The sequence below is a fragment of the Streptomyces sp. NPDC019443 genome (genome assembly GCF_044389785.1).
Lineage (GTDB): Bacteria > Actinomycetota > Actinomycetes > Streptomycetales > Streptomycetaceae > Streptomyces.
In genome coordinates this window covers 49,322-62,377 of the sequence record NZ_JBIRYJ010000010.1, presented here as the reverse complement: position 1 = coordinate 62,377, position 13,056 = coordinate 49,322, and the positions used below count along the sequence as shown (strand labels likewise).

The window sequence follows — 13,056 nt, the reverse complement described above, 5'->3', positions numbered from 1 at the left end:
CCCCTGTAGCACATGAGCAAGAACGGACCATCCGGGTCTTGGGGGAATCGGGCCGGCTCCTCCTGGAGAGCGTTTGCCTGCGCGGGGACCGAAGGATCGGGTACGTCCTGGAGACGCTGCACGACGCGGGCACGGATCCGGCCAGGCTTTCCGCCGAACGGCTCCGGGAGGCCCTCGCCGCGCACGGCCTCGACCACCGCCGCTATCTGCGGCGGCTGGATCCGTACGAGCCGGTCCCCTGGGACGTGGTCAACGATGTCGACCGAGACCAGGAAAGCCGGCTGATGGCCGAACTCGACCAACGGGCGGCCGAGGCCGCGGGCCCGGGCGGGCTGTTGGTCATCTGACGTCCCCGTCCTGAGCAGCGCCGCTGTCGCCGAAGAGTCGGGTCAGGGCCCACCGGTTGTCGACCCCGAGCTTGCGGAAGGCACGCGTCAGGTGGGCCTCTACCGTCTTGACCGACAGGAACATCGCCTGCGCGATGTCGCGGTTGGACAGGCCCTGGCCCGCCATCTCGGCGATCGCGCGCTCACGCGGGGAAAGTACGGACGGTGCAGCGTCACGCGCCCGCGGTCCCAGCGCCCCGATCCGGCGCTGCGCGTTGACCGCCTGCGTATGCAAGTGACGCGCGCCGTACGCCATCGCGGTCTGCTTGGCCCGGCGGACGTTCTCCACTGCGTCGTCCAGCCGTCCCACCTCGGACAGCACTTGGGCGAGCGACAGCCAGGCCCGGCATTCGTCGAATACCTGCCCGGTGGACGCGAAGTCCACCGCCGCCGAGGCCAGTGACTCGACGGCGGCATCCCTGTCTCCATCCACGGCGCACGCCCGCGCGACGGCCGCGTATCCGTGCTGGCCTCGCAGCCCCACGACTGCGGCCGCTTCCGCCGCGCGCTCCGCCCAGGCGCGTGCCGCCCTTGGCCGGCCACGCGCCGCCTCGGCCTGTGCGGCGGTGCTGTACCAGGCCGCCTTGACGGAGTGCGTCGGCCCGGAGTGCTCCGGCCGGGCCATGACTTCCTGTACGAGCGTGACGCAGTCTTCCAGCCGCCCCTGCTCAAAACGTATGGCGGCGAGCACTCCGGCCGTCAGCCCCCACAGTCGGCCGCGGGCCCGGACGGTCCGCATGGCGCGCTCGGCGAGGGGCGCGGCGGTCATCGGATCGTCGCGCAGCACAACCGCCTTCGCGTGCAGCGCCAGCGCATAGCCGAGCAGATCGGACTGGTCCAGCAGATACGCCATCTCCTCGGCGTCCTCCGCCGATCCGATCGCGTCCGCGAGCTGTCCCACCTCACGCACAGCCCACGCGTGGCCGAGGAGGAGGTAGGGCAGAACATGGCTCTGCCCGGTGCGCCGGGCGATGCGGATGCCGCGGCTGGCATGGCGCACGGTGTCGTCATAGCGCTCGGCGAGCAGTTCGGCCCAGCCCAGCTGGCTCAACGGATCGAGGAAGGCAGTCAGTTCCTCGTCCTCCATGGCGTCCACGACCGTCGCGGCCCGCGTGGCATGCGCCAGCAGTGCCTCGGTCTCGCCGTTGTAGGCGGCGCCCAGGGCCCGGCACGCGGCGGCGGCGGTCCTCGTTCCCCGGTCTCCGGTGCGCGTGGCGTGACGCAGTGCCGTGTCCAGGTACGCCGCCGACTCGCCGTATGCCCGCTGGACCATCCGTACGGTCGCCAGCTCCAGGCGTAACGGGTTGGCGACGGCGCTGGTCTCGGGCCAGGCGGCCAGCTCCGCCTCCAGCACGGCCTGTGCCTCGCCGAGGCTGCCCAGGATGCGCTCCACCTGCGCCTGCAGGGTCACCACCTGGACCCGTCGGTCGCGCCGGTCGGGCGGGAGCAGTTCCAGCGCCTCCCCCAGTGATTCCCGGAAACCCGCGAGGTCGCCGGTGAGCCCCAGGGCACGCGACAGCGAGAGCAGCACGCCGAACCTCGGCTCGTCCGGTCCGTCGGCGGGTTTCAGCAGCCGTAGCGCTGCCCTCAGCCAGGACGCGGCGGTCGCCGGCACGGAGTACATGGTTCGCTCGGACGCCTCGCACAGCAGCTGAACCGCGTCCAAGTCGCCGGGCTCGGCCGACCGTGCGACATAGGGAGCCCGCTCGACCGGGCCGGCTCCGGCGTCGCGCAGCGCCCGGTCGGCTCTGCCGTGCGCCGCCAGCCACCAGCCGGGCGGCGACTCACTGGAGATCAGCTCCCGCAGCAGCGGGTGCCGGAACTCCAGCACCCGCCCGGACGCGCCGGACGGCCCGCCAGGGCGGACCAGATCCATCCGGGCCAGGATGTCCAGCACCTCCAGGGCTGTTCTGCGCGGAAAGTCCGCGACGGACGCGAGGAGTTCCGGGTCGAAGGGGTCACCGAGCACGGCGGCGGCCCTCAGTACGGTGAGCTGCGACGGGTCGAGCAGCGCCACTTCCCTGACCAGGGCGGCCCGCAGGGAACGCGGCAGGTCGGCGAAGCGCCCCGCGCCCACCTCCTGCGGCCGCTCCGCCAGCCGCGCAAGCACTTCCAGATAGAGGGGATTGCCGCCGCCGGCGGCGTACAGCGCCTCACGCTGTTCCTGTGGCAGCGCCGCGCCGAACAGGAGTTCCGCGGCCTCACGGCCCAGCGGCGCGAGCCGCAGCCGCTCTGCGCGGTAGGCGTCGGCGGTCTCCGACAGGCATGTCAGCAGCCTCGGCCGGGCCTGGCGCGGCCGGTAGGCGCAAGCGAGGACCACGGGCACCTGAGGGGGGTGCCGCAGCAGGTAATTCAGCAGCTCCAGCGAGCCGTCGTCGGCCCAGTGGAGATCATCGAGGCACAGCAGGACTCCTCTGTCCCGGCCTGTGCTCTCCAGTAGCCGCGCCACCGCTCCGAACAGTCGGAACCGTTCGACGACGAGCGGCGGCGTGCCGGAGGGAGCGGGCTTGGACGGATGGGTCAACGCCATGTCGAGCAATTCCCGCGTCCCATCGTCCACGGCCGCTTCCGCGAGGCGCTCCGTGTCCTCCAGACAGGCACGCAGTGATTCGGCGACCACCCCGAAGGGGCGCTCCCGCTCATACTCCGAGGCCCGGCCGGACAGCACGGCCAGCCCGCTCTCCCGTGCCCGCGTGGCGAGTTCCGTCAGGAGCCTGGTCTTGCCCAGTCCGGGGTCGCCGGTGACTTCGACGACCGTCGACCGGCCCTCGGCACAGGCGTCGACGGCGAGACGCAGGCGTGCCTCCTCTTGCTCCCGGTCCGCCAGGGGCGTCGCCGGACGCGGCGTGGGGGACATCTCGTTCCTTCCGCCTCTCACCGCGGCCCGCCGGCCATGTCCCGGATGCCGCGTACCGCGTAGGCGGCCCGCTCCGCTGCCGATGGCTCGCGGTTGAACAGGACGTGCATTTCAGCCCACTCGACGTAAGCGGCGTCACCTGCCCCGAAGAACGGGAACGGGAAGCTCATGAGGGGTGCTCTTTCGGAGAGGCAGCGCCATCGCGATCGGCTGTGAACGCCCAGGCTCGCAGCCTCCTGTGCATGACACATCCGTAGAACTACGTAAACCTGGCGCGCGGCTCCCCGGTGGGTTGCGAGTACGGCCGGACCGGCGCGGCCCGCTCAGCGATTGTCGGCGTCGGGCATCCGCTGAAGGGCCCGGTACAGGGCCGTGCGGGAGGAGATACCGAGCTTGCGGTAGATCCGGCTGAGGTGGGTCTCCACGGTTCTGGTGCTGACGAAGAGCTGATCCGCGATCTCTCGTGAACGTTTGCCGGCTGCCGCCAGTTCGGCGATCTCGCGCTCACGCGTCGTGAGCAGGTCGGGAGCCTCCTGATCCGTCGCGCTCGCACCCGGAACGGTCGACTCCCGCGTCGCCTGGACCTGTGCCCGGACCCGTGCCGCCTCCTCGCGTATTCGCAGCGCACCGCAACCGAGGGACACCTCCAGAGCCGAATCGAGCCAGGTCAGCGCCGCGTCCTGGCCTTGCGCCGTCTGGGCCGAGCGCGCTCCGGTCACCAGCGTCCAGGCTTGCTGGACCGGCATGCCTGCACGGCGGAAACCCTCCGCCGACCGGTGGAAGAGCTCTGCCACGGCGTCGTGCTCGCCGTCGGTGGCGTGGAGTGCGGCTCTCGACCGTCGGACGTACTCGAGCTGGATCGGCAGTTCCAGCTGCTGCGCGGCGGCCTCAGCAGCCTGGGCCCAGCGGCGGGCCGCACGGGTGTCGCCGCACCGCAGCGCCGCCGTGGACAGCATGCCCAGCAGCGACGGGCGGAACGGAGGCTGCACCAGCCGCAGTTCATCGCCGCCGCCTTTCTCAAGGAGGGTACGGAGGCACCCGGCCGGGTCTCCACCGACGAACTGGGTGTGGGCGAGCAGCCCGACCGCGGAACTGGCCCACCAGCCGGTCCCGCGGGAGGTCTTGCGTACCCCCTTCTGGGCGAGCGCGACCAGCCCGGCGGTGTCCCGCCGCCCTCGTGTCCATATCAGGGCTGCGGCGCGCATCGTCATGGCCAGTCCCTCGCCGTCGTCCGCGCCGAGAGCACGGGCGAGCATTTCTGCCTCCCGAGCCCGGCGCCGGGCGTCCTCCAGCCGTCCGGTCCACTGGTCGAGGATGGACAGGCCCATGAGCTGGTTCATCAGGACGTGCTTCTGGCTGCCGCCGCTGGTGGCCTCGAGCCCCCGGCTCAGATGCCGGTAGGAATCCACGAACCGCTCCAGGTACATCTCGGCGCAGCCGAGCAGCGCCAGTGTCTCAGGCATGTCCGCGGCCACTGTGTCCGGCAGGCTGTCCACAAGCCGGGCGCACCGTGTGACCTCGGGTGCGGCCTTCGCCAAGTCTCCTAGGTAGGTCTCGCCGAAAGCGGCGAGGACGCGCACCGCCGTCCCCCATGCCTGGTCGGCCTCACCCGCCGTCCGCGCCGCCTCCCGGACCAGGGCGCGTGCCCGCCCGTAGGTGCCGCGCCACACCTGCACCTGCCCGTACGCCAGGATCAGCCGGCCGGGTGCGTCGGGCATCGGCTCCGGCAGCGGGTGCGGCAGCAGTTCCAGGGCTGCGTGCACGACCGCATCGGCCTCCTGGTACCGGCCGAGCAGCCGCTCGACATCGCCGCACACCGCGTAGGCTTTCAGGCGCAGTTCATCGGGAAGGTCAAAGCGATGGCCGAGCACGTCGTGAGCGAGGGTACGGGCCTCCCGGAGGCGTCCGGCGGCGGTCAGTGCCCGGCAGCAGTCCAGTGCCAGGTTGGCCCGTGACGCGCTGATCCGTTCGCCGCACGGCAGGGTGTCAAGTGCCAGGCGGAACCAGCGGGCTGCGGTAGCGGGCGTTTCGGTTGCGGCCTCCGTCGCGCCCTCGATCAGGACCTGGAGGGCTGCGTCGCCGTCCGCGCCCAGCAGGTGCTCGGCGTGCCGCGCGCGTGCGGCGGCAGGGGCCCGGCGCTCGGTCAGCAGGTCGAGGGCACGTCTGCGGGCGGTCAGCCGCAGCGAGGGGTTCGCGTGTTCCAGGGCGACATGGCCGAGTACGAGGTGGCGGAAGGCGAACCGGCCGCCCCAGTGCGACGGCCGTATCAGGTCTCCGCGGGCGAGTTCGCCGAGGGCACCCAGGGTGCGCTCCAGGCCGAGTCCGGAGACCTCGGCGACGTCCCCGGCAAGGAAGGGGTCGCCGAGCACGGCCGCCACGCCGACTGCCGTCGTGGCGTCCGGGCTGAGAGCGTTGAGTTCGGCCGTCAGCGCCGAGGCCTCACGGAGCAGGCCGTCAGGATTCACTCCGGGGCGCTCCGGCCAGTTGTCGGGATGCCAGCCCGCGGCAGCCAGGATCCGCAGGTTGCGAGGGTTGCCACCGGAAGCGGCATGCAACTGCTCCGCGTACGTTTCAGGACCGAGGTGCTCCCAGGAACCGTCCCATGAGATGGACTCCTGGACTGGCAACGAGGCGTGGGGTGAACGCTCGGTGGCGGCACTGCCGTTGGCGCGCCAGTGGTCCAGCAGCGCCGCCACCTCGCCGACATCCAGTGAGTCCGGTTCCACGCGCAGCACGGCTCCGGCGTGCACACCGTGCTCCAGCGCCTCCAGCAGCAGCGAGCCGGTCTGCCGGGGGCGATGTGCCAGGGCAAGAACGAAGGGGCCGGGCACGGGAGTACGCACGAGCTGAGCGGCGAGCGCTGCGGACTGCCGGCCGCAATGGTGCAGGTCGTCCAGCACCAACACGCCGCCGCGCGCGGACGCCCACTGCCCCAAAGCGCTCCGCACCTCTGTGCCCACCTGGAAGTCGGAGTGAGCCGGTGCGGGAGAGGGCGGTGCTGGGAACGGCGGCAGCCCCGGCGCCCGGTTTCCGCCGGGCCCGCAGGCGGCGTGACCGTCCCATGCGTCCCTGAATACCTGGTAGGGGATCTTCGTGTCTCGTACGGCGTGCGCTCGCAGCACTCGTGCACCGGTCGCCGCGGCTCGAGAGGCCAGCAGGCCCAGAAGGCCGGTCTTACCGATCCCTGGATCCCCGGCGATCTCCACGACCATTCCCTGTCCTGCCGCGAGAGCCTCCAGGACGCCGGTTACACGCGCGGCTTCCGTTGCCCTCCCGACCATGGGGGAATCCGTCTCCTGTGATGGCACCACGAACACCTGCGCTCCTCCTCGCCTCGCCCCGACCCCAGCAGCAGAATGTCTCTGCATCCCGCCTCGGCCGGGTGAGCCGTGTCGGAGAAGCGAACGGTGGGCTGCCCTCTACAAGCTTCAGCCTGAGCATAAGTTGGGGCACTGACACACCCCCCACCCACCGCGCGGGCACTGTGAACACGCACCACAGCCCCGCGCCCACGGCGGCCAGGCAGCGTGTCTACGTAACGAATTACGCAATTTCGCTGATGCCGTCGGCATGAGGGTTTGGGAAAGTCGGCCTCTCGACAGCCTGGTGCGTCACGATACCGACGGCGTGGATGCGCTCGGCGGCTGACCGGCGCCGCCGCGATGGCACACAGGGTCCGCTGCCGCGGCCGTAGGCGCGGCAACGGACATCATTCGTGCGTACAGCGTCGCCCGCCACCGGCCGTTGGTCATCGTGTGCACACACGAGTAGGGGTGCCGGTGCCGAATGCGCTGTCCCGGTGCCATGAGTTCGCTTGTCAGTGGCTGTGGCTATGGTTCCGCACATCACCGAGGGGGTCCGGTTCCCCCTGCGTATTCCGATGATTCCTTGACGGCAAGAAGTGAGGACCGATGGGTTGGTTGTCCGCCGGCGACGGCTATGAAATCGCCTTGGTGGAGGGCCGGGTGGCCGCGAGGGCTACAGCGGGCCGGGCTGCGGGGCGGCAGTTGAAGTCGCTTCCGAAGGCACTGCGGGAGCACCCGGAGGTGGACCGACTGCGCCGGTTCGCCGAGTGGCTGGACCGGCATGCCACCACCTGTCTGGCGCAGGTGGACACCTGGATGGTGTCATCGCTGCCCGTTCCGACCGGACTGCTGGCCAGAGTATGGCCGGACGAGGCCTGGCAGTCGGCGCTGCGCGACCTGGTCGTGGTCGGGGACGACCGGGACGAGGTGGGCTTCCTGCGGGACGCCACCGACTCCGGCGAGCTGCGAGTGGTGAACCTGGACGGCGAGACGGTTCGGCTCTCGCCAATGACGGTGACCCTGCCTCATCCGGTGCTGCTCGAAGACCTGGACGACCTGCGGGAGTTCGCCGCCGAACTGGGCGTGGTGCAGGGGGTGGAGCAGATCCACCGGGCCACCTGGCCCAAGCCGGCAGACGCCGACCTCACGGAGAAGGCCACCGAGGTACGGGAGTTCGCCGGCGGGAAGTTCTCCTCGCGGTTCGGTCTCGCCGCTCGGGCCACCTCGCTCGGCTACCGGGTCTCCGGGGGCTACGCGACGCACCGGGTGCGGGACGCCGGGGGGACCTCGGAAGCCGCCGTGTGGATCGGGGAGCCCTACTGGGACGGCGAGTTGGAGACCGGCGGTCTGACCTGGCACGACCCGGACGGCCGGTCGCTCCCCCTGCGGGAGGTCAGCCCGGTGGCCTGGTCCGAGGGAATGCGCATGGCCGCGGCGCTGTACGCCGGCCGCGCGGTCGAGGAGGGGAAGGACGCATGAGTAACACGGTTGAGGTTTCGCAGAGGGAGGCCGTGGAGTTGCTGACGGCCGGGGCGGTGCTGCCGCCGGGTACGGAGGGTGCGGGCGAGCGGGCGGTGCCGCTGACGGCGCGTACGTACCGGCATCCGGGGCTGGACGACCGGGTGGTGGTGCGGTTGGTCGCGGGTGAACTGGGCGCGGCGGAGGATCTGGCGGCCGGCTTCCTGGGCCTGGAGCAGGACGCCGAGCCGTCGGACGTCGGGCTGGGGCTGCGGCAGTCGCTGGGCTTCCCGGAGTGGGTGCTGGTGCACCACCCGGAGGACGGCCACCACGCGCTGGCCGTGGTCCCGGAGCTGGAGCGGGCGGCCCGGCAGGCGAAGTCGAAGCCGAAAGCGGCCCTGGACGCATACCAGCAGCTCGCCGGTCAACTGGCCGCCGCCGTACCGCACTTCCTGCCGACCTTCTACGAGCAGGCCGGGCGAGTCTTCCTTGCGGTGGAGAACGCCACATACGCCGCGCAGATGTTCTCCCGGGCGCGCAAGGCCGAGGCCGGGCACGGCCTGCAGGTCGACGAGGACCGGCTGGACGAGGTGTTCCTGGAGTTCGCACTGGCCGGCGCACTGCCGGTGAAGGTGCTGTCGGGGTACGCGAAGGAACTGGCCGCGCGGGTGCCCGCGGAGGAGGCATTCCGCCGGTTCCGCAGGCTGTGCGTACGGCGTACCGCGGGCGGTCTGCAGCCGTCGGCACAGATGGCGGGCGACCTGCGCCGGCTGGCGCGGGCGGCGGGTACGGACGCGGACGCCGAAGAGCGGGCGTACCTGGCCGAGTTGCTGGTCCTGCCCGCCACGCTGCGGGCGGCGACGGGCTGGTGGAAGGCCCATCGTCCAGCACTGGTGGCCCTGGCCCGGCAGGAACCCGCGACACGCGGGATGCTGTTGAACCTGATGCCCGCCAGTAGCGACGATGAAATGCCCAGGCTGTGGCTGGAGTTGCTGGAGGAGTCCGGCGCCACCGCCGGGCTCTGCGAAGCCACGCTGCCCGGGGAAGAGCGCCCCGTGGACGGCACCGCGGGCTGGTTCGGGCGGTTCTTGCCGTTCCGGAGATCCAGCTGGCGGCAATGTACCCGTCTGCCGGTGCTCTACCCGCTGGTGGAGCGGATGGCCGCCCAGCTGCGCGCCGAACTCGCCGAATCGGGCCGGGCGCTGCCTGCCACGAACCACGACGTAGACCTGCTGGACCTGCTGCTGTCGCTGGGCGTGCCGGTTGCCGACCCCGGGGAGAACACCGGGCTGAGCCTGGAGCAGTGGGCGATGGACGAGGGGCAGCGCGATCTGGTCGCGCTGGAGGCCGACCCCCGGTTCCGGCCCGCGTTCCACCGCGGGGCGAACAGGTTGAGCAACGACCAGGACGGGCTGCGGGCGCTTCGAGTGCTGGCCCAGTCCCCCGGCGGGCGCCCGATGCTTGCCGAGTGGACGCGCGAGGTGGCCCAGCAGTCGTCTGCCGCCGGCCTGCCGCAACTGCCCGACGCTTTGCGGCGCCTGGCCTGGCTGCCGGGCGAGGCCCTGGTGCTCGCCGAGGACGAGGTGCGCGAGGCTGCCGGAACCGACCTCGCCCCAGTGCTCACCCGGGCGCTGAGGGCAGGGCTCTTCGACGAGCTGGGCTGGCCCGCGTGGGAGGAGGCGGCAGCCGCTCTCGTAGCCCCGAAGGACGTCGACGACCTCATCATCGCGGACGCCTGGCCCCATCTGATCGTCGCACGCCCCTCGCAGGCCAGGGTGATCGGTGCCGAAGGCACCGTACTCACCCACGACCTGCGGATACCGGCCGGGGACGGCTGGGGGGACCCCGGTTTCCACTACGTGGACGGCGAACTGCTCGTCTACTGGAACTCCCGGGCACTGGGCAACGGGCTGCGCGGATACTGGCACACCTCCGCCGACCGCCTGCAGCCGATGGATGGCGGCAGCAGTACCCGAGGCACGCGTATGAACTGGTATCGCAGCACCGGCGCGACCACCCTGCCGCTGCCCAGCGGCGGGCGGACCACCGGCACCGGAGTGCTGCACCGCGGGGACACCGCACTGTCCGACGAGCGGTCAGTGATCACCGACGGGACCTCGTACTGGGTGTGGACCTGGGACGGGTCGGACTACGACACCGCGGGGTGGTACGAGTACGACCCGGCCACCGGGGAGCACGGACGTAAGGGCATGCCCGGCTTCCTCGCCGACGCGCTGCACAACGCCCCGGCGGGCAGCACCTTCCACTCCGGCTGGCTGCTGCCCGCCCCGTCGGCCGAAGCCACTCCCGCCGGGTTCCCGGTGAACGGACTGCTGGGCTGGCGGGTGGTGCAGCTGCCCGACGGTTCGCTGCGCGGTGAGGACCTGGCCGGACACACCGTCACCATGGCGAGCGGCTCCGAACGGCCGTCCCGTGCAGTGGTGTTTCCCGGGGACGACCGGCCCCGGGCGGTCGTCCAGGGCAGCTACAAGGTCAGCCTGGTCGACCCGGACGGCGTCGTCACGGCGGTGGCCAAGACGGACGATCCCCCGGGGACGTTCGCAGAAGGCACTCTGATCCTCCCGCCACTGCGCTATTGGCACTGCCTTCAGCCCCGGGACCCGCAGGGCTCCGTGGCCCTGCGCCGGATCGACCGCGACACCACGGCAGCGCTGCTCAAGGCCGCCAACGCCGGGGAGAAGGAGGAACTGCCCGCCCTGATCCGTACGTTGCTGCCGCAGGTCAGCCATGACGCGCTGGTTGCGGGCATCGCCGGGGTGGTGCGGTTCGCCGCCGCGCAGCAGGCCTCGCTCGACTCGGCGGCGGCCCGGCTCACCCAGGCCCTCGAGGGCGGGCACCTGGAGGCTTCGCCGGCCGGCCCCGCCGACGGGCTGCTCGAGGAAGCGATCAGCGGCCTCGGTGGTTCCAGCGGCTACCGGTGGTCCCGCGTTTGGGAGTCCGACAGCGCCTTCCGCCAGATCCGCACCGTCGGCCAGGCGCTGCGCGACGCTCCTGAGCCCGCCCCGGCAGTCCGCCTGCACTTCGACGGGCCGGAACTCCCGCAGGCCGTCCTGAACTGGGAAACCCTGCTCGACACCTGCGCCGCCATGGCATTCCGGGCCGCATCGGTGGTCGCCGAGCAGGAACACCGGGAGGCACTGCACGAGCTGCTCCGCGAACTGGACTCACTCGGCCTGTCCACGGCCGACGAGCCCGCCCGCTGGCGCCGTTTCCGGCTGCACCTCGACGACAACCTGCTCACCAAGGCCGATGGCGCACGGCGGGACGGCACCTGGCGCGGGCTGCTTCAGCTGAACGACGGCGCCTTCCTGGCCTTCGTGGACACAGGGAGTTCGGACAGTAACGGCTGCGAGTTCACGGCGCTCTTCCACGATCCGTCCGGGCGTTTCGACGTTCCCGCGCCCTACACCGTGCAATCCTCGTCCCGCGTCGGTGAGACCCGGGAAGCGGGCTGGTTGGGGGCTTTCCTGACCGAGTCGGCCGGGTGCGGCCCGGCGCCCTGGTTCCCGGAGGCGGCCGAGGAGTTCGCGCGCCTCACCGGGGTCACGGAGACGATGGCCCGGCTGGTCGTGGCCGGGATGCCGCGGGTGGACACGTACGAGCGCAGCTTCCTGCCGACCGAGGCGCGGACGACGCTCGGGGTGAAGGTGGCCGAATCGGCCGTGGCCAGAGATGAGCTGCGCCACCTGGGCGCCGACATCCGGCGTGCGGTCGTCGCGGCTCTGCTGCCCGCGGAACCCGCCCGGCTGTGGAAGGACGGCCCGGACGTGGCCGCGGCGGCGGACATCTGGAACAGCAAGGTGGGCAGGCGGGTCGCCGTCCCCGAAGGGCTGCTCGCGGAGGCGGTTCGCGCCGTGCGGCCCGCATGGTGGGAGTCGGCCCGCGCGCTGCCCGCCCTGCTCGACCCGGCCGCCGCGCCGGAGCTGAGCCGGGACCTGGCGTGGGCGGTCAGCGGCGACCGCGTCCGCCCCGCCGACAAGGACAAGGACGCCAACGGGTTCACCGCGAACACGCTGATCGGTTCGGTCGCCCTGGCCGCCTGGCTCGCCCACCGGCTGCCCGCAGGCCACCGGATACGAGCTGCCCTGCCCACCGCGCTGACGGCTGTACGGGACCGACTGGCCAACCCCGAGCTGATGCTCGACCTGGGCCGGTACGTCGGTCTTCCCGACTTCCGGAAGGTGGCGGGTGCCCCGACTGAGGTCGGCGAGGGCTACGAGCGCTACGGCGCCGTCATCATGGCCACCCACGACGACCAGCCCGCGCCGGGAATCCGTACGGCACTGCTGGACGCGGCCGGCGAAGACCCCTACCTGTCTGCCCTGCGCGGCGACGACCAGCAGCCGTTCCCTGCCGAGGTGGCTCTGCGTCTCGCCGGCGACCCGCGCTTCGAAGGGTTCCTCGCCGAGCCGGGCGACCCGGCCGCGGGAGAGCGGGGCAAGGACGGCACCTGGTGGCCGCAGGACCCCACCCGGTCGGTGCCCGAACTGGTCACCGAGGCAGCCAAGGAGTTCGGCATCAGCGAGGATACCGCCGCGCTCTACCTGGCTCTGCTCGCCATGCCCGACCCCACCGACCGCAACACCGCGAGGTGGACGGGCTGGAAGCCCGCCCGCCTCAAGGCCGCGCGCGCCGAACTGGCCGCCAGCGACCTGGTGGTCGAAGCCAGCCGCACCCGCGCCGCGCGCTCGCTCTTCCTGCCGGGAGGCTGGGTCGACCTCAAGGCCCCGCGGCTGCCGCTGGAGCAGTGGAAGCTGCCGCTGTACGACCTGGTCAGCGGTGAGAGTGCGCCACTGGGTGTGCTCGTCCCGACCGAACCCGCCGCCGACCTCTACCGCAGGGCCTGGCAGCGAATCCGGGAAGGCGACGCTCCCCGCTTCGCGGAACTCAAGGTCCGGCGGGGCAGGCGCCGCTGACCCTGTGAGAGCAAGTGGTGGGGGGGGGGGCCGCCGCGGCCGCCCCCCCCCCCCCCCCCCCCCCCCCCCCCCCCCCCCCCCCCCCCCCCCCCCCCCCCCCCCCCCCCCCCCCC

6 protein-coding genes are annotated in these 13,056 nt (G+C 72.1%); 3 read left to right on the top strand and 3 right to left on the bottom strand.

The features are described 5' to 3' along the window. The first annotated feature begins 38 nt into the window (after nucleotides 1-38). The gene (locus ACH492_RS27350; RefSeq protein ID WP_398990331.1) at nucleotides 39-347 is read left to right on the top strand and encodes a hypothetical protein; all 309 of its coding nucleotides are present in this window, start codon (nucleotides 39-41) and stop codon (nucleotides 345-347) included. Here the strand turns inward: ACH492_RS27350 and ACH492_RS27345 are convergent. The 3 genes from ACH492_RS27345 to ACH492_RS27335 all read right to left on the bottom strand — a co-directional run bounded on the left by ACH492_RS27345 (nucleotide 340) and on the right by ACH492_RS27335 (nucleotide 6,524). Beyond that, complete coding sequence (locus ACH492_RS27345) at nucleotides 340-3,243, bottom strand: ATP-binding protein (protein ID WP_398990330.1); 2,904 nt, start codon at nucleotides 3,241-3,243, stop codon at nucleotides 340-342. The genes ACH492_RS27350 and ACH492_RS27345 overlap by 8 nt on opposite strands. 17 nt (nucleotides 3,244-3,260) lie before the next feature. Further along, on the bottom strand, nucleotides 3,261-3,413 hold the full coding sequence (locus ACH492_RS27340; RefSeq protein WP_398990329.1) for a hypothetical protein: 153 nt from the start codon (nucleotides 3,411-3,413) through the stop codon (nucleotides 3,261-3,263). A gap of 153 nt (nucleotides 3,414-3,566) precedes the next feature. After that, the gene (locus ACH492_RS27335) at nucleotides 3,567-6,524 is read right to left on the bottom strand and encodes a LuxR C-terminal-related transcriptional regulator (protein ID WP_398990328.1); all 2,958 of its coding nucleotides are present in this window, start codon (nucleotides 6,522-6,524) and stop codon (nucleotides 3,567-3,569) included. Between the two features lie 630 nt (nucleotides 6,525-7,154). Here ACH492_RS27335 and ACH492_RS27330 point away from each other — a divergent pair. After that, on the top strand, nucleotides 7,155-8,027 hold the full coding sequence (locus ACH492_RS27330; RefSeq protein ID WP_398990327.1) for a DUF4132 domain-containing protein: 873 nt from the start codon (nucleotides 7,155-7,157) through the stop codon (nucleotides 8,025-8,027). Continuing rightward, a complete protein-coding gene (locus ACH492_RS27325; protein ID WP_398990326.1) occupies nucleotides 8,024-12,943 on the top strand; it encodes a DNA-binding protein in 4,920 nt (1,639 codons plus the stop codon). Before ACH492_RS27330 ends, ACH492_RS27325 begins: the two co-directional genes overlap by 4 nt. The last annotated feature ends 113 nt before the right edge of the window (nucleotides 12,944-13,056 follow it).